Raw genomic sequence first — 22,246 nt, 5'->3', positions numbered from 1 at the left:
TTGACACGGCCTGTCGCATATGTGAGGATGTGCCGACTTGTACGAAACTTCTTTCGCTGCTTCGTCGCAACCTTCTCGAAACGACTATTTCCCAACGAACGAATACGTGCGTCCAATTGTCATGCTTTGACAAGGAGATTGTGCAATGTCATTGCTCAAAAATATCCACAGCCCGGTTGATTTGAAACGACTGTCCCCTGAACAGTTTCCGGAGTTGTGTCAGGAGATCCGCGAACAAATCATCTCGGTAGTTTCGAACGTCGGAGGCCATCTCGCCTCCAACTTGGGCGTGGTCGAATTGACGGTGGCGTTGCAGTATCTCTTGGACACACCGAAAGACAAGATCGTCTGGGACACCAGCAACCAAGCCTATACCCACAAGCTCCTCACCGGCCGCCGCGAGCAATTCCATACCCTTCGCCAATACGGGGGGCTGAGCGGGTTCTGCAAACGTGAGGAAAGCGCCTACGATACGTTCAACGCGGGCCATGCGGGCACCGGCGTCTCCGCCGCCTTCGGCATGGTGGAAGCGCGTGAACAGCAACAGCAGCACCATAAGGTCGTGTGCGTCGTCGGGGACGGCGCCATGACGGCCGGGATGACCTTGGAAGGGTTGCACCATGCCGGTGGCACCAACAAGGATTTCCTGGTCGTCCTCAACGACAACCAAATGTCCATCTCGCGCAACGTGGGCGCCATCTCGGCCTACCTCAACCGCACCTTCACCGGCGAGTTCTACGCGCGCATGCGGGAGGAAACCGGCCAGCTGTTGCGGAAGATTCCCCACATCGGGGCGGAGATGCAAAAGATCGCCCGACGGGCCGAGGAATTGGCCAAGGGCGCGATCCTGCCGGGCTTGCTCTTCGAGGAGTTGGGCTTCCAGTACGTCGGCCCGATCGACGGGCATAACTTCGAGCACCTGCTCCCGACCCTGGAAAACGTGTTGAAGATGAAGGGGCCGGTGTTGCTCCATGTGATTACCAAGAAGGGCTTAGGCTACGAGCCTGCGATGGAGAACCCGGTGTGGTTCCATGCCTGCCCACCCTTCGTGCGCGAAACTGGTGTGCCGGCCAAGAAGGCCGCGCGTCCCAGTTACACCAGCTTGGCCGTCGATGCCCTCATCAAGGTGGCCAAGCAAGACAAGCGCATCGTGGCCATCACCGCGGCCATGTGCGAAGGCACGGGCCTCAACGCCTTCGAGAAAGCCTTCCCCGATCGCATCTACGATGTCGGCATCGCCGAGCAACATGCCGTGACCTTCGCCGCGGGATTGGCGGCACAGGGCATGAAGCCGGTGGTTGCCCTCTATTCCACATTCCTGCAGCGGGCCTACGACCAAGTCGTGCACGATGTCGCCACGCAAAATCTGCCGGTCACATTCTGCATCGATCGCGGCGGGCTGGTGGCAGAAGACGGCACCACGCACCACGGCGCGTTCGACTTCGCGTTCCTGCGCCATGTGCCCAACATGGTGGTGACGGCGCCCAAGGATGAAAATGAACTGCAACATCTGGTGAAGACCTGCACCAGTTACGACGGGCCAGCCTCCGTGCGGTATGCCCGCGGCGTGAGCCTCGGTGTGGCGATGGATCCCGAACCCCAAGTCCTGCCGATCGGCAAGGGCGAACTCATGCGCGAAGGCACCGACGTGGCTATCGTCGCGATCGGCGTGGCGGTGTGGCCTGCGGTGCAGGCAGCCGAGCGATTGGCGCAGGAAGGCATTTCCACCGCCGTCATCAATGCCCGCTTCGCCAAGCCATTGGATACCGAATTGATCGTGAAGACGGCGAAGAACGTGCGTTACTTGGTCACGGTCGAAGAGGGTTGCAAGATGGGCGGCTTCGGCTCGTCGGTCCTGGAAGTGCTCTCCGACGAAGGTGTCTCGCACCTACGCACCAAGATCGTCGGCCTGCCCGACTGGTACATCGAGCAGGGGCCGCAGGATCTCCTGCGTGAGCGGTATGGTCTCACGGCAGACGGCATCTACACCCGTGTCAAGGCGTTGCTCGGCGCAGCGGTAGCGAGCGACGAGGCAGCTCGGTTGGCCTCGCTCGTGGGGAGTTTGCCGCACGGAGACGAGCAGGGCAGCTAAGCCCAATCGACGAGCCGACGACCATGCACATCACGCGGAAGAAGACCAGACAGATCAAAGTGGGCTCCCTGAAGATCGGCGGCGACGCCCCGATCTCGGTCCAGTCCATGTGCTCCACCGACACGCGCGACGTGAAAGCCACCGTGGCGCAGATTCGCCAGCTCGAAGAAGTGGGCTGCGAAGTCATTCGCGTAGCGGTCCCGGACGACGAGGCCGCAGCGGCCTTGCCGCAGATCAAAGCGGCGATGACCGTGCCCTTGATCGCCGATATCCACTTCGACCATCGTTTGGCGCTCAAGGCCGCCCCAGTGGTCGACTGCGTCCGCATCAATCCCGGCAATATCGGGGCCTGGTGGAAGGTGCAGGAGGTGATCAAGGCGGTCAACGAGCGCGGGGTTCCGCTCCGCGTGGGCGTCAACGGCGGCTCGCTCGAACGGCCGCTGCTCGACAAGTATGGCTGGCCGTCACCGGAAGCCCTGTCGGAATCGGCGTTGAATGCCGTGCATGCCCTGGAGGACGAGGGCTTCACCAACATGAAGGTCTCGCTCAAGGCCTCCGATGTGCACCACGCCATTGACGCCTACTATCTCTTCTCCACGCAATCCAACTATCCCCTGCACATCGGCATCACCGAAGCCGGCACCGCCATGACCGGCGCGGTCAAGTCCGCCATCGGTCTAGGTTGGTTGCTCTCGCAAGGCATCGGCGACACGCTGCGCGTTTCGCTCGCCGCCGATCCGGTGGAAGAGGTGAAAGTCGGCTTCGAAATCCTCAAGTCGCTGGAGCTGCGGCATCGGGGCATCAACGTAATCGCCTGCCCTACCTGCGGCCGCGTGGAAATCGACGTGGTGCGCATGGCCAACGAATTGGAAAAGAAACTCGGCCATATCAAGACGCCACTCAACGTCTCGGTGCTGGGCTGCGTCGTAAACGGCATCGGTGAAGGCAAGGAGGCCGACATCGGCATTGCCGGGGGAGAGGGCAAGGGCATTCTCTTCAAGAAGGGCAAGCTGATGCGTAAGGTGCCCATGGAAGAACTCATGGACACCCTGATTCACGAGGTCGAACTTCTGGCCAAGGAAAAGGAAGCCGAGGCCGGAGGAGCGGAGCCTGCGGCGGGCAACGGCCATAGCGAGGCCGGATGGGAGCCCATCGGCCACGCGCCGGATGAGCATTCCACCATCGTCCGCGACATCCCCCTGTTGCCCTCGAAGCCGTAATCCAAGCATTTCGAGCGGCTGTAAGACCCGCAAAGGCCTTGTTAGGGCCGTTTTGCCGGTTGTGTTCCTCCCTCGTCGCCTTCTATAATCACCCCCCGTGGCGCCGTACCCAAGTGGCTAAGGGAGCAGTCTGCAAAACTGCGATGCGGCGGTTCGAACCCGCCCGGCGCCTCCAACCATTCCTGTAAATATCTCAGAGGGTTCGGTGATTCTGACCGGACCCTGTTCAACCCGCTGATTATCGCTACTCCCGGTTTTACTCCCGGTTCCACTCGCACTTTTCGCGGCAATTGCCCCCAAACTCGCTCGATTCACTGCTGTGCGTAAATGAGCCGGGGAGAGATGCGCATAGCGCATGGTCATGGTGATCGTGGAATGGCCCATCAATTCCTGGACGGTCCGGATATCGACTCCTGCCATCACAGCCCGAGACGCGAAGGTATGCCGGAGGGTGTGCCAGGTCACTCCTTCGATTTTTGCTCGTTTCAAGGCAGGTTCATAGATCTTCACCACAAAGTTTCGCCCCTGCATCGGTTGTGCGGAGGTGAGGGGACTCGGGAAAAGAAAGGGGCTGTGCATCCAGGAGGTGAGACCCTTGACGATGTCCAGCGCGGCATCCGTCAGAATGACGTGGCGGGTCTTGCCTGACTTACTCAATGGAATGGTCAAGATGCCCTGTTCCGTGTTCAGGCAGTCCCAGCGGGAATGAAACTGCTCGGTCAGGCGTAGGCCTGTTTCGAGTGCAAAGGCCACAATCAACCAGTGCTCCGGAGGCAAGGTATCCCGGAGGCTGGAGATTTCCTTATCACTCAGGAAGCGAAGCCGCCCACCAGGCTCGGAAAAGAACTTCACGCCTTTGATGGGATTGGCGGAAAGCAGACCATCGGCAATCGCCAAGTTCAGGATACGTCGTAGGGCTCCAAAGTAGCGATTAATCGTTCGGGCGGTGCGTGTGCCCTTGTGCTTCATTTTGGCTTGGATATGCCGTAAGTCGTCGGCGGTAATCTCGGTCAAAAGCTTCCGCCCTAGGAGCTTCGACCAGAACTTTCCATAGCGATGCACATTCCGAAGACCTGGCGAGGTCACTCCTTCCAGATACCGCGCAATCCATGCTCGGAGGGTCAACTCTTTGGAAACGGCATACTTCTCGGGAAAATAGCGATTCTCGCGCGCCTCGGACCGCAACCGACCGTACAGCGTCTTGGCTTGGCTCTTGGAGTCCGCCCGGAACCATTTCTCCCGGCCATTCACATACAGGCGAACCCACCAACCGCCTTGTTTAAACACCACTCCACGGTCTTTACCGTTTCGCCTTGCCATCGGACCCTCCCTTTCGCCCTTTTCTGGCCGAATCGGCCTTCGTGCTAGTCGTATCTCCAGAGGCTTTTTGTTTCTTCGGTAGATGTTTCTCTCGCCATTTCCGAGTGGCCACTCGTGTCTGGCACCGAGGACCGCAGTAGGTTTGATCAAATCGAATGGCGAGGTAAATCCGTTGGCATTCTGGACAACGCCGAATTCGCCCGGAATAGTCGACCAATAAATGGGCGAACCGATATTCAAACTCCTTCACTTTTCGCTTTGTGGCAACAAACACACTCCCTTTGCGTTCATGGTCCGCGCCCGGCAACGTGACAATGATCGTGAATTGGGGAAACGTGAAGGCAGCCACTGCCTTTTTCCATAAGTTCTCTAAGCTGCGGAGGACCATGGTCTGAATCTCTTTGGCCTCTGCGCGGCTTGGAATAGTGCCACGAAACTTCTCTCCTGGGATAGATTGGACGCTCCATCCTCCTTCCGTCGCGATTTCTTCCCCATGGCGATTCGCGACGTCATCCACAAAGCTGGCTACCTCGAAAGCCAGAACCATCCATTCACTTGGCGTGAGCGCTTCTAGGTCGGTCTGGACAAACTTCAAGAGCCAGCCGACTTCGCCGTCTGCTGTGGTGAGAATCCGCTCTCTGGCCTTCTTCATCTCGCCGTAGAACTGCTCAAAGATTGCGGCTCGGTCTATGTTCATCTGACCTCTCCTTCTGTAGCTGGCTTCGGCAGCTTCATTACTCCATCCCATTTCATACGAAAAAACTGGAGGTGAACGAGCCACTTTCGGACTGAAAACTCTTGGGAAGTGTACCTCGTCAATGGTAATGCGTGTCAAGACACGTTATGCATCACGTATACAAGGCATAACACTAATGATTCGCTCATTACCAAGGAGGTGCCCGATGGTCCCGAGTACAAAATTGATCACCATTCGAGAAGCGGCCGAACGCTTAGGACTCAAAGAAAGCACGATCAGGAAATACATCCTGAAACGGCAGATTGCCTATGTGAAGCCGTCCGTGCGTGCCGTGCGGATTCCCATTGAGGAATTGGAACGGATTCTCGCTGCCGGCCTGAGGCCGGCCATTCCTCAAGCGGAGGCTGCCCGATGAGCCGCTGGAAGGAGTTCCGGCGGGAGCCCGTCGCCGGGGAATGGACGAGGAAACAGAAACGAGGCTACCACCGGGTGCGGTCGCTCTTGTGGTTCTGGGAGTGCCACCAGTTCCAAGTCCTCTGGGTGACGCTCTCCACGGCAGAAGGCGGGGATGCGGAAAAGCTGACCTATCACCACAAGCAGCTGCGCCAGCGGATTGAACGCCAGCTGGGATTTCAGGGGTTGGAGTATTACCAGGTCCGGACGGAAGAGGGGCATGGCGTGCTTCATATCTTCTGGGCCTGGCGGGTGCCGGATGGGGAACGTGCCCGAAGGTTCTGGGTCTCCCAGGAATGGCTCTCGTCCCAGTGGCAAGCTCTCCACGGGGCTCCGGTGGTCTGGATCAAGGCCTATCAGCCGAGTCATCGGTCCCGCAATCGACTCAGCCGGTACGTCATCAGCCAATATGTCCAGGATCAATGCGGCTACGTGAATATGTGCTGGTCCTGGAAGCGCTCCCTCGGGTTCCCAATTAGCCGACTGTGGGAAGAGATGCGGCACCAATGGTCCACCCGGAACGCCTATCGCCGGATCAGAGGCGAGATTGAGATCCCGCGGATCGTGTTCATCAAGACCTGGGAGGATCTGCTCTCGGGCCATCCCATTTGGTTCAGCGGCACGATTTTGCAACTGGTGCTTGGGAAGGGACTCGTCTATCAGGAGGTGTGAGGATGATCTGGCATCGATGTGATCTGAAGCTGCCGAGTCTGTTCGGTCCAGCCTGTTGCGGACGGGAAGCGACCACCTATGACCGGGCGCGCAAAGCTTGGCTCTGTCCTGAGCATACGAAGGAACGGCTGTGTGAGTTCTGCCAATTTGAACGGTCGTGGGTGCGGTTTTATTATAGGGAGCATGACGTCACATGCGAAATCTGGCTCTGTATCGACTGTGCGGGGCTGACCACTCGTAGTCTCGCTTCTTAAAATTCTCGGCTACCGACACATGGAATATTCGCGCGATTAAACCAGGCCTTGGCATTGAAAGCGGACATTTCCTCAGCATGCCCGGCTTTCTTCAGTTCGGTCTATAAACTATGGCTGTGATGAATTTGTGACGGACGCTATGCTAAAGGCATTCCTGCTGCCTCGAATATATGGTTTTCATGGCTAAACAAATTCTTGTCGTAGAAGACGACTTAGATATTGGTCGGCTCTTGGAGATGCACCTGACCGACACCGCATATGCCGTAGAGATCGCCAAAACCGGAGAGGATGGCCTTCAATGTGTGCTCTCGAAGAGATATGACCTTATTATTCTTGACGTGATGCTGCCTGGCATCGACGGGTTAGAGATATGTCGGCAGCTTCGATCGCTCCCCACCTATACACCCATCCTCATGTTGACTGCGAAATCCTCAGAAATAGACAGGGTCCTTGGGCTGGAAGTTGGTGCTGACGACTATGTTACTAAACCATTTAGTGTTCGAGAACTGCTCGCACGTGTAAAGGCCCTCTTCCGCCGTTCTGAAGCATTTAGAGATAAGACGCAGGACGTTCAGAAAACTATCCGCGCAAAGGGCCTCTTCATCGATGTTGAAAAACGGAAGGTCACAGTGAGAGGCAGCTTGAGGGATCTCACGGCCAAAGAGTTCGATTTGCTCCTGCAGTTTGCATCCCATCCAGGCAGAGTTTATACGCGCAGTCAGCTTCTCGATTCGGTCTGGGGCTACGGTCACGACGGCTATGAACACACGGTAAATTCCCATATCAACAGATTGCGCGCCAAGATTGAAAAGGATTCGGCCAAGCCCGACTTTATTCTGACTGTGTGGGGCGTCGGATACAAATTCTGTGAACTAGAAGGATCCGGCTTAAAGGACTGACCATGTCGCGGTCACTTTACGGCAAACTCGCCCTTGTGTTGCTCTTCCTGTTTTGTGCGGTTGGGGTTCTATACACCCTCCTAATGGTCTTCACGACGCGCATGTATCAGCAAGAAGTGAATCAGAAGCTGAACCGTGCTCTGGCCAGAAACATTGTTACTGACCAGTTACTAAGCAGCCAAGGAGAGGTGAGTCCGTACGCTCTGAAAGAACTGTTTCACCTACTTATGGTTATCAATCCGAGCATTGAGATGTACTTGCTTGATGAGAATGGGGGCATAGTCAACTTCTCCGCTCCCACTGAGAAGGTCAAGCGCTCGGCTGTCTCGTTAGAACCAATACATCGTTTTCTCACCGAGGCGGACGCATTTCCTATTCTTGGTGACGATCCCCGTGATGCGACTCGACAGAAGGTCTTTTCTGTTTCAGCCATACCCTTACACGGACAACCAACAGGATATCTGTACATTGTTCTTGGCGGAGAGGAGTATGACTCCGTCGCCGATATGCTGAATCGGAGCTATATCTTCCGGCTGAGTCTCTGGGCAGCACTTACCGGCTTACTGTTCGCTCTTTTGGGCGGCCTCTTTCTATTCAACATGCTCACCAGAAGGCTAACCAAACTAGCATCGACGATGGAAACGTTCGCAAAGAGCGATTTTTCAGAGGCGCTCGTGCTGCATCCTCAGGATTTTATTCCTGAGCGGAATAGTGATGAAATTGATCGGCTCCGGTCCACATTCAATGGGATGGTAGAACGAATTCTTCAGCAAGTGGCCACTTTGAAGCAGACGGACATCCTTCGGCGTGAGTTGGTGGCCAATGTGTCCCATGATTTGCGTACCCCCCTGGCATCCTTGCATGGGTATCTGGAAACGTTACTGATGAAAGAAGGGACGCTTACACGAGAGGAATACCGGACGTTTCTCGACGTTGCCCTCAAGCAAAGCCAACGGCTTAGGGAGCTTGTGGGGGAACTCTTTGAATTGGCTCGCTTAGATTCGCGTGAAGCTCGCATTCAATGCGAACAATTTTCGTTAGCCGAGCTTGTCCAGGATGTGTGTCAAAAGTTTCAACTCACCGTCGCAAATAGGGGGATAGCCTTAAAGAGCAGTTTTACAGATGATCTGCCATTTGTGGAGGCTGATATCGGCCTCATCGAGCGGGCGCTAGAAAACATAATCAATAATGCTACTCGCTATACACCGAGCGGAGGGACCATTGCGATTTCGTTAAGCCACGAATCCGGCTCGGTTATGATACGAATTTCTGATACTGGCTGTGGTATCGCTGATCACGACTTGCCTTATATTTTTGATCGTTTTTATAGGGCGAATCGACAAAATCAGCCTGGAGGAGCTGGGCTCGGGCTGGCCATTACTAAGCGAATTCTAGAGCTACATGGAAGTACAATTCGAGCGGAGAGTACACCAAACATCGGAACCATCATCAGCTTTGAACTGCCCACCGTGCACTTCTAGTCTCTATTGTTCTCGACCGTTACGGGCCGCTCGCCACATCAGGCGTGATAAAAATGTGACAATTTCGTGAGATCGATGTAAAGGGGCAGGGCTATGCTTGACCATGCATTGGGTTGTACCAGCCCTTTTAACCGAAAAGGAGAACGGACTTATGAAGAGAATCAGGCAGATTTCGATGGTTGCGCTTCTATTATGCTTCCTTCCCATGTTGTCTGTAGTGAGTGAGGCGGCCATGGATCACGACAAGCTCTTAAAGGATCCTGGTGTCTACGCAACGTTTGCTGTGTTCAAGATGGGGGAGCACTGGTGGCAGATGGATCATGAAGCGCGTGTCAAGGCGGCCTCCGAAATGAAAAAGGTGTTCGAAAAGCACGCCGATAAGTTAATAGTCGATACGCATTTGCTTCGTGGTCTGTCTGAGAGAGCTGATGTACTTGTCAGGATTCACTCGAAAGAGATGGTTCATAATCAGAACTTCTTGTTAGACCTCATGGGGACCACTATGGGGATGGATATGAAAAATACTGACACCTTCAATGGCATCACCAAAACCCTAAATTATGTCCCTAGCTTCCCAGAAGAACTGAAGGGGGAGTTGAAGACACCGCCACCTCAGGGCAGCCCATACGTTATAGTGGTTCCTATACGCAAGGACGCAGAATGGTGGATTTCTGGACAAGACACCCGAACAGGCCTGATGAAGGAACACACGGATGCGACGGTCGCATACTTGAAGACGGTGAAACGGAAGCTCTATCACTCCAGCGGGTTGGATGATTGGGATTTTATTACCTACTTTGAAACATCCAAGCTGGATGATTTCAACAATCTTGTGACTGGATTGCTCAAGGTCAAGGAGAACCGTCATAATAGGCGTTTCGGTGATCCTCTCCTGTTGGGGACCATTCGACCATTGGATGAAATCCTCGATATTCTCAGTCGCTAGTCTATTCGCTCGCGCGTTCCAGAACACGGTGACCACCTGGGAACAGGTGGTCACTTCTATGCTGGTACTCACAAATCTTTACTTCTAATACTTAGTTATAGGCTCTATATGGCCCCACCCTGTCACCACCTGTTGGCTTCTCAGGGGGTGAGAGGGAGGAAATGCAGGGTTATTTTCAAGTGGTGACGGCGATGCGTCAGCTTGGCCGCTATTCTGTTGGATCGTTGCTTACAAAGACAGAGCAGACAAGAGGAATACTGAAACTATGAGGAGATTAGGAACGCAAAGACTCCGCCCAACGAGGCCGCCCGGCCGTTCCGGACCACTGGACCGGACGGCCGGGGGGGATCGGGGGCGCAGCCCCCGCTTCACTTGATCTATATGGTCAAAGTAGGACGAAACTCATTCTGTGCATTGGTGACATATCAGCTCTCAGCTTTGTCGAGGGTTTAGGTGTGCGCAACCCTAGTCTATGATAGGCATTCAGTCGGAAAGGTAGTAGAATTCTCCGGCACTCAATCTTCCCCAGGAAAACGCCAGTCTTTAGGATAAACCCAAGAGTAGAGCGTTCAACTCTCACTGCAAGGCAGGCTTACCACTATGAAGCTTAAATCTCTGCGTTACTCCCAGCATGAGGGGAGGCCAAACACCTGGAGGGTTAATGGTCTCACCTTTGACGAGATAAATTTATTAGTAGGAAAGAACGCTAGTGGAAAGACTAGAACTCTTAACGTGATCAATGGCCTAGCCGGTCTTCTATCTCAAGATAGCCCACTAAAATATATTTCGGGTGATTACGAGGTTGTTTTCGAAGATGGCCATAAATTATTGACCTATTCACTGAAATATTCAGACCAAATTGTGACAAGTGAGGAATTTGCTATTGACGGGAAAAAGTTTCTAGAACGAGGGGCCGAGGGTATAGGTAAAATTTATGCTGTAAAAGAAAATAAGTGGATTGAGTTTCAGACTCCTCCCAATCGGTTAGCTTCCGCGGCTCGAAGGGATTCAATTCAACATCCGTATTTTGAGAGTCTGTTTCAGTGGGGGAATGACTTGAGATTTTTTGCCTTTGGAACATCCATGGGGAAGGATCACTTAGCGCTGATCGTGAAGGAAGGAGCCCCAATCAGTTTCAACCCCAAGGATCCCAATCAGGTAGCAGGAGTCTATAGGAGAGGGTATACGAAACTTGGCCAGCCATTTAAACAAAACATTATTAAAGACATGGCGACCGTTGGTTACGAGATCGAGGACGTTGGGTTGGCGCCACCACTATCTATTCAGGTAGCTCCGGAAATACAAATCCAGGGGGAGATGGTGGCATTGTACGTAAAGGAGCGAACTCTCCTACCAATGATTTATCAGCACGAAATGTCCCAAGGTATGTTTAGGGTTCTGTCTATGATCATTCATCTGAATTATGCAGTTATGGATAGCCGCCCAAGTTGTATTCTCGTGGATGATATTGGGGAAGGATTGGATTTCGATAGATCCTGCCAGCTAATTAAATTGTTGATTGAAAAGGCTACCCACACTTCCGTTCAACTCATTATGGCGACAAATGACCGTTTTATAATGAATGCAGTGCCTTTAGAGTCTTGGTCGCTTCTACGTCGAGAAGGGGGGGATTGCAGAGTCTATAATTATCGAAACTCAAAGAAAATATTTGATGATTTTAAGTTCACCGGGCTGAACAATTTTGATTTTCTTGCTGTAGATTTTGTCGGTGAGGCTGGCGAGGCGAACGCAAGTGACTAAGATTGCGATATTCGTCGAAGGGCAAACCGAACAACTCTTCGCCGAACGTTTGATTGAAGAAATAGCAGGGCGGAAGAGGGTGACCATTACCAAGCGGCGTGCTGTCGGAGGCGGACAATCCGGCGCTCGTAAAATTACTACCCTTGAGACTTCAAATGGGGTGAATAATCGTTATTTCGCGGTGCTCGTGGATTGCGGTGCAGATAATCGCGTCAAATCTGACATTCGAGACAATTACGACAAACTGGTAGACGCTGGCTTCGGTTTCATAATTGGGATCCGAGATGTCTACCCGGATTTTTCACATAGCGAAATACCAAAACTTAGGAGTGGCCTCAATTATAAGCTGAAGACAGTACCGGTACAGGTCTTGTTTGTCCTGGGGATAATGGAGATCGAAGCATGGTTTATGTCTGAATACACGCATTTCGAAAGATTGAATGCCGAACTGACTATTCCTAGGATTAGAACGCAGTTTGGTTTCGATCCTAGTCACGACAATCTGGAATTGCGGGACCGACCAGCCGAGGATCTTAAGCGGATATACAGTCTAGCAAATATCTCGTATGATAAGAAAAAAGCAAACACCTCTCTTACCCTTAACACTTTGAGTTATGAGACGCTCTACCTCACCCTTCCAGCGCGGATTCCAGACCTCAAAGCTTTGATTGAGCATGTCGATCAGTTTCTCAGCGAATGAACATCGTATACATCCGGAGCATCGTTAGACGTTAAGCGTTGACGATACGTTGTAATGCAAATTGAGGCGCCAAAGGGATACGGTCCTAGTCTATATAAACAGGTACAAACCCTGATCCCGGTTTTACTCCCGGTTCCACTCCCGATTTTGCTCCCGGTTCGGAGTCCTAGTCAGTCTCAGTAGGGCGCAGTCAAAATGCCATAAGTCATTGATCTGCTTGATTGTTTGTATCTACCACTCTCTGTTGGTCTTCGTCCGTCATAGAGCGCTCGGGCAAGCTGCAAAACTGCGATGCGGCGGTTCGAACCCGCCCGGCGCCTCCAACCCGCACTTCGTGCGTACCGGCGGCTATTTAGGCGAAGCCTCTCCCCAATGTCGCCGTCGAGGAGAACCCTCCAGTGATTCACTCTTCGTAAGCTTGCTCGACCCGGAGCCAACTCGATTGCTCCGGGCGACGGGATAAACCCTTCCACTGCCTGTTAACCACTCCGAGCTACGCGTAACAGCTAGCTGTCACCCATAGAGGAAGCCGAAAAGGCAAAGATCCTCAATCTCTCACCGCATCATGGTACACTGTGGCTTTGGCATTTTTGCGTCCTCGATCATCCATCTCGTCGCTCCCACTTCAGATCGAGAGCAAAGACTAACGAATCGTCTATATACCAAGGGAATTGGTCGTCGTACTTTCTGAAAATCCGTTCTTAGGTGGCCATGGGTATTGATAATTCAACCTTGAGCAGGAAGTAGCGAGTGCGTCAGGTCGAAGCGTGAAAGAGAGCAAGCCGATCGAGGTCGCCAGGCAGGATGATTTAAGGAAGCCACCGCTTAGTGATAGACCATGGTTCAGAGTTATGCTGGCTTTTCTTCCGGTCATTCCAGGTTGTTTCATAGCTCTGTTTTCATACCACCAGTACCTGCACAACCAGGCCATTTTTTGCGACTACACAAGAAACTCTCAGGGTGAGTCAAGCGTCATTTCGATCGACGGAATGGATGCAACGCCCATGGGTTGTCATCTCAACATTACTTGGGAATCCAGGTTCTCTCGGCATGTGCCTCATGCCTGAGTCTGAGTATAGATACGATGGGACCTGCAAACCCAAACGGCCAGATGTCTTTACTCACCTTAAGGGAAAGGAGAAGTTGAGAGGTTATATTGCGGTGAGAAACACCGGAAACTCCCCAGCAATCGGTACGGTTCTCAAGGCCCGTTGGTGCGTTTCTACTAAGCCACCCGATGTACCACCTGCATTTGTCGAGTGCTCGAATACAGAACAGAAAGAACAGCCTTGGACGGACGGTCCGCGAGTATTATTTCCAGGGAACGGGGATTCGACATTAGATGTTACGGGTACGTTCTTTGTTTCCACAGAGGACGCAAGAGCCATTACTTTGAAAGAAAAGTGGTTTTATTACATTGGGACGATCACGTATGATCGCGAGGATAAACCACTCGATCAGGTGCCCGCGTACTCAACTGACTTTTGCATCTTTTACGATCCACGCGGTTATGGGGAGGACTTTTCTCTGTACTGTTGTCCCCGTGGCAATACAGCTCGCTAGTGGGACAGCATAACGTGGAGTAGCCGTCATTCGATTTGTTTCACCTACGGTCCTGTAGTTGTTTAGGTGCCGTACATAGCTTTATGTGTCCCCCCTCCCCTCTCAACAAAATAATTCCCTATCACCAGCGCATCGACGCCGCTTGTGTTGAACGTGGCCAGCGCCTGCTCCGGTGTGCAAACGATCGGCTCTTGAATATTGAATGACGTGTTCAGCAAGATTGGGACGCCGGTTGCCCGTTCGAACCGGTCGAGCAGCCGCCAATAACGCGGCTGATCGGTGCGGCTGACGGTTTGAATCCTGGCTGAGCCGTCGATGTGGGTGACGGCGGGAATGACGGCGCGTTTGTCCTGCCGGACCGGCAGGGCTAGGTTCATGAACGGGCTCGGCTGCGTCACCTCGAAATAGTCTGCTGTCGCTTCCTCCTTCACCGAGGGCGCGAACGGTCGGAAGAGTTCCCGCTTCTTGATCTTCGCATTGAGGGTATCGCGAATTCGGTCCCGGCGCGGATCGGCCAGGAACGATCGTGAGCCCAACGCGCGTGGGCCGAACTCCATCGCCCCTTGAAACCAGCCCACCACGCCGCCGCCCGTCAGCACCTCCACCGTTTTTCCGAGCAGCGTCTCTTCATCGGCGATCGGCTGCATGTGGAGACCGGCCGCACGCAGCGTCTGGCCAATCGCGTGATCGTCATAGGCCGGTCCATAGGCGGCGTGGGTCATGGTGAACCGTCGCGGCTGCCCCAACGTCTCGTGATAGAGCAGCAGGGTCGCGCCGACCGCGCAACCAGCGTCATGCGGAGCGGGCGGGACGTAGATCTGCTTGAAGGGGCCTTCACGCAGCAAGCGACCGTTCGCGGAGCAGTTCAGCCCGCAGCCTCCGGCCAAGGCGAGGTGGCTTCGCCGGCCGCCTTCCTCGAAGGCCCACGAGGCCAAATCGAAGACCACTTCTTCGAACGCCGCTTGGGCGCTCGCGGCGAGCTGTTGGTCCCGTTCCGTGAAAGGAGCCTCATCGCCCTGTCTGGGATCGCCGAAGATCCTCCTGAGGGCGGGCGAAAACCGCCCCCGGAGCGCGGCGTGATAATCGAGCAGGGCATGGTTCAGGCGGTAGGAGCCGGGCCTGTCCGTCACGAGCAGGTTGCGGCGGATGAAGGGCAGGTACTCCGGCTTGCCGTAGGGGGCTAGGCCCATCATTTTGTATTCGCCGTCCAGCATTGTGAAGCCCAGAAAGCCGGTTATGGCCGAATAGAAATGGCCGAGTGAATGGGGCCAAGGGATCGACTTCAGCACCCGCAACGTCGTACCCGAGCCGACCGCCAGGGTGGTGGCGGCCTCTTCGCCTGCGCCGTCGAACACCATGACGGTCGCCTCGTCGAAGGGGGACGCGAAGAATGCGCTGGCCATGTGGCAACGATGGTGGTCGAGGTAATGGATCTTGGCCCGTGAAGGCCCGAAGTGCCGCGCGAGGAGACGACGCACCAGGAAGAGTTCCGCCCAACTGCCTTGACTGGACGAGGCCTGTCCGCCGCCGGCGAGCGAGAGCTCTTCGAAGACTCGACTCACCTTGCCGGCGAAGGCGGTCGGATGGGTGAGGGCCGTCGTCAGCAGGGCCTTGGCCCGGACGCCCACGCGGAACGGTTGCCAATAGACCGCCACATGGTCCACTTCAGCCAGCGTGATGCCCGCTTGGGCCAGGCAGAAGGCGATCGCGCGGATAGGAAAACAGCCCTCATGTTTGACGCGGGTGAACCGTTCTTCCTCCACCGCGGCGACCAGCATGCCGTCCTTGAGCAGGGCGGCGGCGCTTTCACCCATGGTGGCCAAGCCGAGAATGTACATGGTTACGCCGTCACGGATTGGGGGAGGGCCTTGCGCAAGGGGCCCAGGTTGGGAAACCGTTCGAGTACGGCTTGCAGCTTCTCGGCCACTGCCCTGGTGCCCCAGGTCCATTGTCTCTGATGGATGACCCACCGGCTTTTGCTTAGGGTGGGCAGTCCCTGCATCTCACGCCAGCGGACCGGGCTCGGTCGATCGTCCGCATCGGCGGCGTGCAAATACACCAGCGGGACGAATCCCTTGCCTACCGCCTCGTCCATCAGATGCAGGATCACGGGGAGAGGCAAGAGTCGGAAATAGGTGCCGCCGATGACGCGGATGCCGTGGCGCGGACCAACCCGCCGCCGGTAGAGGGGAAATTCGAACAGGCGGCGTTCGGCGAGCGGCAGGCAATCGTACTGTTCGTGGCCGGTTCGCGGTCGGTCCGTCACGAGGCTGGAATCATAGGCAAATCCCATTTCGCTCAATGTGTTGAAGGCCCAAGGCGACCGGTCGTCGAGCGAAAAGTTGGGCGCTCTGAAACCCAGGACGGTTTGGCCCGAGGCTTCTTCGAGCGCTGCCTTAGCCCGTTGCAGGCTGCGAAAAAAATCCTTGCGGTCGAGCGTGAATAGGTCCTCATGTTGATCGCCGTGGCAAGCGATCTCATGGCCGCACCGGACCATCTCGCCGACCAGATCCGGCTGATCCCGCGCGACCTGTCCGGTGGTGAAGAGGGTGACGTGCGGATCGCCGCTGGTGGACTGCAGGGCGGAGAAGATCCTGGTCAACCCACGCCAGGCCTGCTCGGGGTTGGTGCGCGGCGGCAGCCCCATGTCCAACATGGTGGCATGTTTGTAATCTTCCAGATCGACCGTGAGGTGGCAGTAGCTGGTCGTATTTACCACGGGTTCCTACCCACTCGCGATTGGCCCGGACGAAGGAGCCCGTTCTGACATCTCAATAGGATCTTTAGGCCCACTAGTACGGCTGTTGGCGCAGAGTCACGACTGAGCCTGCGATAGGCATATTTGTTGCTTAATTAGCATGTGAGCCCACCGTCTACAACTAGGGTTTGACCGGTGATGAATTCAGCCTTAGGGGAGAGCAAGAATAGGATCACGGGTACGACGTCTCTGACGCGTCCGAGTCGACCCAGCGGTGTTCGTCGAATTATCTGAGTGAGTTGGGTGGAGTTCAAGGTATGGGTCATGTCTGTTTCTAAATAGCCCGGTGCAACGGAGTTTACACGTATCCTTCGAGGACCCATTTCCCGTGCTAGTGCGCGTGACATGCCGTCAAGGGCGGCTTTTGTTGCCGAATAGGCTGCGAGGCCTGCATAGCCTCGTATGCCAATGATTGAGGAGATGTTCACAATGCTGCCCTGTCGACGAAGGATCATTCGGCGAAGCACTAAACGTGTTAGTAACAGGGTTCCAGTAAGGTTGATACTAACGATGTCCTCGATACGCTGTGGGGCCGTGCTTGGCAGGACCCCTTCTACTGCAACACCGGCATTATTCACCAGTCCCCAAATTGGCCCGAATTCATGCTCCACGGAGCGTACTATATTGTCGAGGCCTGCTGGGTCGGATAGGTCTCCACTCGAAGCCCACAGCTGATCTCCAAACTTATTGGTAAGTTCCGTGATCGCTCCAGATGGTGTCCGACTGAACGTTGCGACGCGATAGCCACTCATCAGTAGTTGCTCTACGGTGGCAAGTCCGAGCCCTCGCATTCCGCCGCTTACGAGCACAACTTTTTGAGAGTTCATGACTCAGATTCCGTCCTGGGCATTTTGAACGCTGGATTTATTTTAATCCGGTCCACAAAGTTTATGATTCGGGGGATTTGGAATGGCTGGAGGTGCATTCGGCTGGTTTGTTGAATGGCAAGCCGGATTTGTTCTTGGGAATATTGGGGGATGGGAACGATGTCGACGGCAAGAATGTGGCCGGTAAGGGAGTTGGGCTTTGAGTAGACTCGGACTTGGGAGACTCCAGGGACATTTCTAATAACCGACTCGACTTCTAAGGGGGAGACTTTCGTTCCCCCAACGTTGACGATCTCATTGATTCGACCTCGAAAAAGAACTCGGTCTCCGGCGATTTTCACCAAGTCTCCAGTGGGGAAATATGTAGATGTGCTCGGCGTGGTTGCCTCCGATCCGATGTAGCCCCTCATCGGAGTTTGGCTAGTGACTAGAAGTTGCCCATCGACAATTTTCAATTGGACCCCTAGCTCAGGCGGATCATCCAAGTATTGCAAAGGGAATCCTTCCTTCCCATCCGTCACGGAAAAAAGCCTTCCCATTTCAGTACAAGCATAAATGTGCACGATGCGCGTGTGAGGAAATACGCATCTCAACTGATCGAGCAAACCTTGTGGAGCGACCTCGCCTCCTAAGGTGATTTGCAGGGGACCACTTGGGCCCAAACAATGTGAACCCGAAAAATAAAGGATCTGTCTCCAAAAGGACGGTGTTCCCGAGGCATAGTGTATGTCTTGACGGGATAGCAGCGATGCGATTTCGGGAGGGGTCATGCTTGAGGGGATGACGAGGGTTGCCCAGTTCATAAAGGCCTGTAAAAAGACTTGAAGCCCAGCGTAAAGGTGCAAAGGGTATAAACACAGCCAGCGGGTGTTTGCATAGACGGCCCTGGTGCGAACCGGCTTGCATAGGTTGGCCCACGTGTGTCGGGAAGCTTTTGGTAGTCCTGTTGTCCCTGACGTGAGTATCGTAACGCCTCTATCAGCAGATGGTCCTGAATCGGTGGCCTGCGGCTTGGAAGTCAGTACTGACGACCATACTGCTTCGCTGACCTGCTTTCCCTCGAATGATGAAACATCCAGGATGTGCTCAAAAGAAAACCTACTGCTCAGTCGGTTAATTTCATCGGAGGTGCGAGTTCCCAAGAGAAACGCATTGGCCGCTACTAGGTCGAGTGCGAGTATGGTTGGAATGAATGTGATGGGCGGAGAGGTCCGTAAGCCAACTTGTTTGCCTGTTAAATGACAAAGTTGTTGCGCCAGTGACTCAGCCCTATCTGCAAGCTCCCTGTAGGTAACTTGGTAGTCGCCGTAAATCAAGAAGAGGCGTTGCCCATTTTTTGCGAGGCCATCTTTTAAGTGTTGTGCAATCACAGAGACGACAGTTGCTACTGAATGGGAGGGTGGTTAGAGGCTGTCTGCACGTAGAGGTCAATGAGATCATTCACGGTAGCTAATTTTCCGATGAACCCTTCCGAAAAAGGATCAAGCCCCGTCTGGTCTTCCATGTGAACTGCCACTGCTGCCCAGTCTAGTGAATCGAGCCCCAGGGTACTATCAATGGGGCTGTCGGGGGTAATCTTGGCGGTTATGCCCTTATCGCCCAAAACCTGTTTTATCGCCTGATCTAGGAGGTGTGCGATTTCGTGTCTGTTATGCATAGGACAATTCTTCGACACTATCGAAATCCGACTATTGTGATGATGAAAAAATTGTGGCGATATCATTAGAGGTGGATTGGCCCATCCCCATCACCTCTAGTCATGTGAATGTGAGAACGTGTTTCATCAAATGGTGACAAGAGCGATGTTAGCTGGGGCGAAACAGCGAGCATGTAGTTCGAAGGTCCTTGTAGGTAGCCGTTCTTTCGGAACGCCCGGATCCAGAACTGGTGTAGTTGGTTCGATATTAGCAGGTCAGAGCCCGCCTGTTGCAGAAACTCTGTTGCCTGCCGAACGACTGGTCCTTCCTGGCCGGGAATCGCAAGGACATCCACTATCGACCCAACCTGCATGTTTCCAAACTGCCTATGATTTTTCATTGATGTGTTGCGTAGGACTGCCCAGCCTATGACAGTATCGTTGTAACTGACTCTTAGCTTGATGAAGCTGGTATCGTTCGAGGGGTAGAGAGTCTGAAGGACTTCCTGATCGCGGACCGCGATTAGCGAATAGCTCTCATAGGCCCTCTCCCACAAATCATTACACCACGAGTCAAACTCATGGATTCTTTCGACCTTGGTTAGGTTGCTAGACGCCACTCGAAAGTCTTTAAACCGCTGAATTGTTTGTAACGCTGTCCAGCCCAGCCCTGTGAATGCAAGTGCATCCAGTAAAGCCTTACTTGGTAGCGTTTTGCGCAAGAATGTTATGTTGCGGAGAAAGCGGTATGGATGGTTAACCCGGAAAAGAAAAGGGCATGGCGTCAAATTAAATTTTAGATGTTTTAAAAGTTTGGCAATCGGTTGATCGACACCTCCCATACCAAGCCCAAATAGGAGTGGTGAGCGGCGGAGCGCATCTTTGACTGTGAGCATTCCTACAATAGCGTGCGAGGAATCGATGATTCCTTCAGAGATTGGGAGGGAGAAATATCCAATTCGAGTGAGTTTGCTATGCAGCATGAAGTTTTGAAGCTTGAGGATGTATCCGCCATGGACACCGCTTTCGCCATGAACGAGGTAGTGCTCCTGATGAAGAGAGGAGTTGGCTTTTGATGGTAGCCAAGTTGGAATTGGACTTTCAGGAAAGCGCGGTGCTGTGGTGCTGCGGGCCAGCCGTCGATTGAAGGCCTTAACTGCCGACACATCGTCGCTTGAAAAGTGTGTGATCCGGTATTTCAAAGGACCTCGGCACGGATCTTCTGCATCCGCGGTAGTAACTTCCTGGAATCATGTTGAGCCGAAGGTGCGAATCCTGTGTAGGATCCAGCGTCGTTCCAAGAGCGCCCTTTGCTCCATGGTAATGGTGTGAATGGTCGGTCTGTTTCGTAAATGGTCAAGGAGTTGTTTGACTGGGACAAACCAGCCATTCATGCGGCTGAGACGTTCCATCAGCAGCCTGAATCGAGGGTTCAGCTGGCCATTAGCAGAAAACCCACGCGCTAGGTGTGTATACATTATGCAGGCTCCACCTTCAGCAGCCAATTGATCCTGAGCTGATTCGGAGATCGTCCCATTAAATGACTCGGCAGACGGTCCCTCAGAGGAGGCGAACCAACCATTTACATAGGGGCGAAGTGGATCATAGTACGGCATGAACGGGCAACTCTTGAGCGTATTCATCCCACCAAAAACAAAATTCCGTACATATCGGATCCGTGCCTTGCAGATATCTCCCCAAAACAGAGGACTGCTTTCGATGTGCCCCTGAAAGAGATCCTTATGGCGGTTGAGTAAAAGAACATTATAAAGTGTTTCTCGCCAACCAGACAGGCGCGCATTGCCCCAATAGATGCTCTCATCGCATCCGGCATGATTAGCCAAAGTATGGGGATCATGCCCGAACAATTCCCCAAATCTATTGATACCATGGATCGTGTTCATGCGGGATGAAGTGTGGTAGGTCACGTTATGAAGAGCAATCTCAAATCCAGATTGTTGAAGGCTGAGGGCCCAATCAAGGTAGTCTGGTTCCTCGCACGTTGAGCCGCCTATTAAGGGGATTCCTTCTCCTCTAATGGGCCATATGCTCTTAGTACTTCTTATCCCAATGTCTGCGAGAAAGTCGTAAACCAGCTTGATCTCTGGCAACCGAGCGTCGTCGGTGTCGTCGAAAATGGTGAAGGCAAAAGATTTACCATCGGGCCAAGTAACAGCGCTTTGCACTAGGAATCCTTTTGCGGGTCTAATACTGCTCCCAAAAGTATGGCCTGCCGAGGTAGGGAACCCCTCTGGTGAGGAGGGCCCAAGTCTTGACTCGCTCCCAAGAGTACTCTGCCTGTGCGGCTGGATTCCAGCGCCGCGCGACTTAGCGGCCGAAATGGAAGGCGACGCCGAACATGAAGAGGTTGGCGCGGTAGTCGGCGGTGACTTCGGTGCGGCTGAAGCTGAAGTGGGCGAAGTTGTATTTGTATTCGATGAAGGGAGCGATCTTCGGCGTGACGTAGTACTTGATGCCGGCCAACACGTTGAAGCTCGGAGCGAACGATGCTTCCGGCCTGAAATTGCCGTCGGACACGTTGCCCATGTTGAGGCCGATGCCGAGGCCGGCATAGGGCTCGACCTTGTATTGATAGCCCGTGACCCGCACGAGGGCGTTGAACGCCAGCGAATGGACCGTGAAGCTGCTGCCGGGGATCGGTCCCGAGAGGCGGAGGTTCGTATCCTGCCGGGGGAGGCTCTGGGCCTTGATATCGGGCGAGGACCGGTACATGTCCACTTCGAGGCCGAACCAGTTGAACCCGCGGTCATCGAAGTAGTGGCCGAATTTGGCGCCGTAGGCCAGGTTGTTGCTCAAGTCGAGTTTGCCGACGTCGGTGGTGTCGAGTGTCGCCAGGTTCGGTCCGATGGCGAAGGCGACATAGTTTTCGGCGTGGGCGGTAGCGGACGCGCCCCACAAGAGGGCTGACACGATCGCGGCAACGAGCCACTTCTGAACCTTCACCAC

At 54.1% G+C, this 22,246-nt stretch carries 19 protein-coding genes, 1 tRNA gene and 1 pseudogene; 11 read left to right on the top strand and 10 right to left on the bottom strand.

Annotated features, from left to right (window positions below):
• Positions 1-145 precede the first annotated feature (145 nt).
• The 3 genes from HRU82_07360 to HRU82_07350 all read left to right on the top strand — a co-directional run bounded on the left by HRU82_07360 (position 146) and on the right by HRU82_07350 (position 3,487).
• Positions 146-2,092: a 1-deoxy-D-xylulose-5-phosphate synthase gene (locus HRU82_07360; protein QOJ34770.1), complete on the top strand. Its 1,947-nt coding sequence runs from the start codon at positions 146-148 to the stop codon at positions 2,090-2,092.
• Positions 2,093-2,115: 23 nt separating this feature from the next.
• Complete coding sequence (ispG, locus tag HRU82_07355; protein QOJ34769.1) at positions 2,116-3,312, top strand: flavodoxin-dependent (E)-4-hydroxy-3-methylbut-2-enyl-diphosphate synthase; 1,197 nt, start codon at positions 2,116-2,118, stop codon at positions 3,310-3,312.
• Between the two features lie 99 nt (positions 3,313-3,411).
• Positions 3,412-3,487, top strand: a tRNA-Cys gene (locus tag HRU82_07350).
• A gap of 161 nt (positions 3,488-3,648) precedes the next feature.
• Here the strand turns inward: HRU82_07350 and HRU82_07345 are convergent.
• Both HRU82_07345 and HRU82_07340 read right to left on the bottom strand, forming a co-directional pair.
• Positions 3,649-4,281, bottom strand: a pseudogene (locus tag HRU82_07345) (site-specific integrase).
• A gap of 331 nt (positions 4,282-4,612) precedes the next feature.
• Positions 4,613-5,329: a hypothetical protein gene (locus tag HRU82_07340; protein ID QOJ34768.1), complete on the bottom strand. Its 717-nt coding sequence runs from the start codon at positions 5,327-5,329 to the stop codon at positions 4,613-4,615.
• A gap of 205 nt (positions 5,330-5,534) precedes the next feature.
• Here HRU82_07340 and HRU82_07335 point away from each other — a divergent pair, with 205 nt between their 5' ends.
• From HRU82_07335 to HRU82_07300, 8 genes are all read left to right on the top strand, one after another.
• Complete coding sequence (locus HRU82_07335; protein QOJ34767.1) at positions 5,535-5,744, top strand: helix-turn-helix domain-containing protein; 210 nt, start codon at positions 5,535-5,537, stop codon at positions 5,742-5,744.
• Positions 5,741-6,454: a hypothetical protein gene (locus HRU82_07330; GenBank protein QOJ34766.1), complete on the top strand. Its 714-nt coding sequence runs from the start codon at positions 5,741-5,743 to the stop codon at positions 6,452-6,454. The genes HRU82_07335 and HRU82_07330 overlap by 4 nt, the downstream gene beginning before the upstream one ends.
• Before the next feature lie 2 nt (positions 6,455-6,456).
• Positions 6,457-6,708: a hypothetical protein gene (locus HRU82_07325; GenBank protein ID QOJ34765.1), complete on the top strand. Its 252-nt coding sequence runs from the start codon at positions 6,457-6,459 to the stop codon at positions 6,706-6,708.
• Between the two features lie 179 nt (positions 6,709-6,887).
• On the top strand, positions 6,888-7,607 hold the full coding sequence (locus tag HRU82_07320; protein QOJ34764.1) for a response regulator transcription factor: 720 nt from the start codon (positions 6,888-6,890) through the stop codon (positions 7,605-7,607).
• 2 nt (positions 7,608-7,609) lie between these two features.
• On the top strand, positions 7,610-9,088 hold the full coding sequence (locus HRU82_07315; GenBank protein QOJ34763.1) for a HAMP domain-containing protein: 1,479 nt from the start codon (positions 7,610-7,612) through the stop codon (positions 9,086-9,088).
• A gap of 151 nt (positions 9,089-9,239) precedes the next feature.
• The gene (locus HRU82_07310; protein ID QOJ34762.1) at positions 9,240-10,034 is read left to right on the top strand and encodes a chlorite dismutase family protein; all 795 of its coding nucleotides are present in this window, start codon (positions 9,240-9,242) and stop codon (positions 10,032-10,034) included.
• A gap of 600 nt (positions 10,035-10,634) precedes the next feature.
• Entirely contained in the window at positions 10,635-11,795 is a 1,161-nt protein-coding gene (locus HRU82_07305) for an AAA family ATPase (GenBank protein QOJ34761.1), read from the top strand.
• On the top strand, positions 11,788-12,495 hold the full coding sequence (locus tag HRU82_07300) for a DUF4276 family protein (GenBank protein ID QOJ34760.1): 708 nt from the start codon (positions 11,788-11,790) through the stop codon (positions 12,493-12,495). The genes HRU82_07305 and HRU82_07300 overlap by 8 nt, the downstream gene beginning before the upstream one ends.
• 1,625 nt (positions 12,496-14,120) lie before the next feature.
• On the opposite strand, the gene HRU82_07295 is transcribed toward HRU82_07300, so the two are convergent.
• From HRU82_07295 to HRU82_07260, 8 genes are all read right to left on the bottom strand, one after another.
• Positions 14,121-15,896, bottom strand: coding sequence for a carbamoyltransferase (locus HRU82_07295; protein ID QOJ34759.1), 1,776 nt, complete (start codon positions 15,894-15,896; stop codon positions 14,121-14,123).
• Positions 15,897-15,898: 2 nt separating this feature from the next.
• Positions 15,899-16,777, bottom strand: a complete 879-nt coding sequence (locus HRU82_07290; protein ID QOJ34758.1) for a polysaccharide deacetylase family protein — start codon at positions 16,775-16,777, stop codon at positions 15,899-15,901.
• Positions 16,778-16,911: 134 nt separating this feature from the next.
• Positions 16,912-17,643: an SDR family oxidoreductase gene (locus HRU82_07285; GenBank protein QOJ34757.1), complete on the bottom strand. Its 732-nt coding sequence runs from the start codon at positions 17,641-17,643 to the stop codon at positions 16,912-16,914.
• Positions 17,640-19,013, bottom strand: a complete 1,374-nt coding sequence (locus HRU82_07280) for an acyl--CoA ligase (GenBank protein QOJ34756.1) — start codon at positions 19,011-19,013, stop codon at positions 17,640-17,642. Before HRU82_07280 ends, HRU82_07285 begins: the two co-directional genes overlap by 4 nt.
• A gap of 14 nt (positions 19,014-19,027) precedes the next feature.
• The gene (locus HRU82_07275; GenBank protein ID QOJ34755.1) at positions 19,028-19,300 is read right to left on the bottom strand and encodes an acyl carrier protein; all 273 of its coding nucleotides are present in this window, start codon (positions 19,298-19,300) and stop codon (positions 19,028-19,030) included.
• A gap of 65 nt (positions 19,301-19,365) precedes the next feature.
• Entirely contained in the window at positions 19,366-20,445 is a 1,080-nt protein-coding gene (locus HRU82_07270; GenBank protein QOJ34754.1) for a hypothetical protein, read from the bottom strand.
• A gap of 84 nt (positions 20,446-20,529) precedes the next feature.
• Entirely contained in the window at positions 20,530-21,465 is a 936-nt protein-coding gene (locus tag HRU82_07265; GenBank protein ID QOJ34753.1) for a hypothetical protein, read from the bottom strand.
• A gap of 142 nt (positions 21,466-21,607) precedes the next feature.
• A complete protein-coding gene (locus HRU82_07260; GenBank protein QOJ34752.1) occupies positions 21,608-22,246 on the bottom strand; it encodes a porin family protein in 639 nt (212 codons plus the stop codon).

This window comes from Nitrospira sp., assembly GCA_015709715.1.
In the GTDB taxonomy this organism is placed as follows: domain Bacteria; phylum Nitrospirota; class Nitrospiria; order Nitrospirales; family Nitrospiraceae; genus Nitrospira_A.
The sequence above is the reverse complement of the archived record's forward strand: the minus strand, read 5'-3'. Positions and strand labels throughout refer to the sequence as shown.

Coding starts and splice junctions, on each gene's coding strand:
- HRU82_07360 (QOJ34770.1), top strand. CDS start 146: ATGTCATTGCTCAAAAATATCCACAGCCCGGTTGATTTGAAACGACTG.
- ispG (QOJ34769.1), top strand. CDS start 2,116: ATGCACATCACGCGGAAGAAGACCAGACAGATCAAAGTGGGCTCCCTG.
- HRU82_07340 (QOJ34768.1), bottom strand. CDS start 5,329: ATGAACATAGACCGAGCCGCAATCTTTGAGCAGTTCTACGGCGAGATG.
- HRU82_07335 (QOJ34767.1), top strand. CDS start 5,535: ATGGTCCCGAGTACAAAATTGATCACCATTCGAGAAGCGGCCGAACGC.
- HRU82_07330 (QOJ34766.1), top strand. CDS start 5,741: ATGAGCCGCTGGAAGGAGTTCCGGCGGGAGCCCGTCGCCGGGGAATGG.
- HRU82_07325 (QOJ34765.1), top strand. CDS start 6,457: ATGATCTGGCATCGATGTGATCTGAAGCTGCCGAGTCTGTTCGGTCCA.
- HRU82_07320 (QOJ34764.1), top strand. CDS start 6,888: ATGGCTAAACAAATTCTTGTCGTAGAAGACGACTTAGATATTGGTCGG.
- HRU82_07315 (QOJ34763.1), top strand. CDS start 7,610: ATGTCGCGGTCACTTTACGGCAAACTCGCCCTTGTGTTGCTCTTCCTG.
- HRU82_07310 (QOJ34762.1), top strand. CDS start 9,240: ATGAAGAGAATCAGGCAGATTTCGATGGTTGCGCTTCTATTATGCTTC.
- HRU82_07305 (QOJ34761.1), top strand. CDS start 10,635: ATGAAGCTTAAATCTCTGCGTTACTCCCAGCATGAGGGGAGGCCAAAC.
- HRU82_07295 (QOJ34759.1), bottom strand. CDS start 15,896: ATGTACATTCTCGGCTTGGCCACCATGGGTGAAAGCGCCGCCGCCCTG.
- HRU82_07285 (QOJ34757.1), bottom strand. CDS start 17,643: ATGAACTCTCAAAAAGTTGTGCTCGTAAGCGGCGGAATGCGAGGGCTC.
- HRU82_07275 (QOJ34755.1), bottom strand. CDS start 19,300: ATGCATAACAGACACGAAATCGCACACCTCCTAGATCAGGCGATAAAA.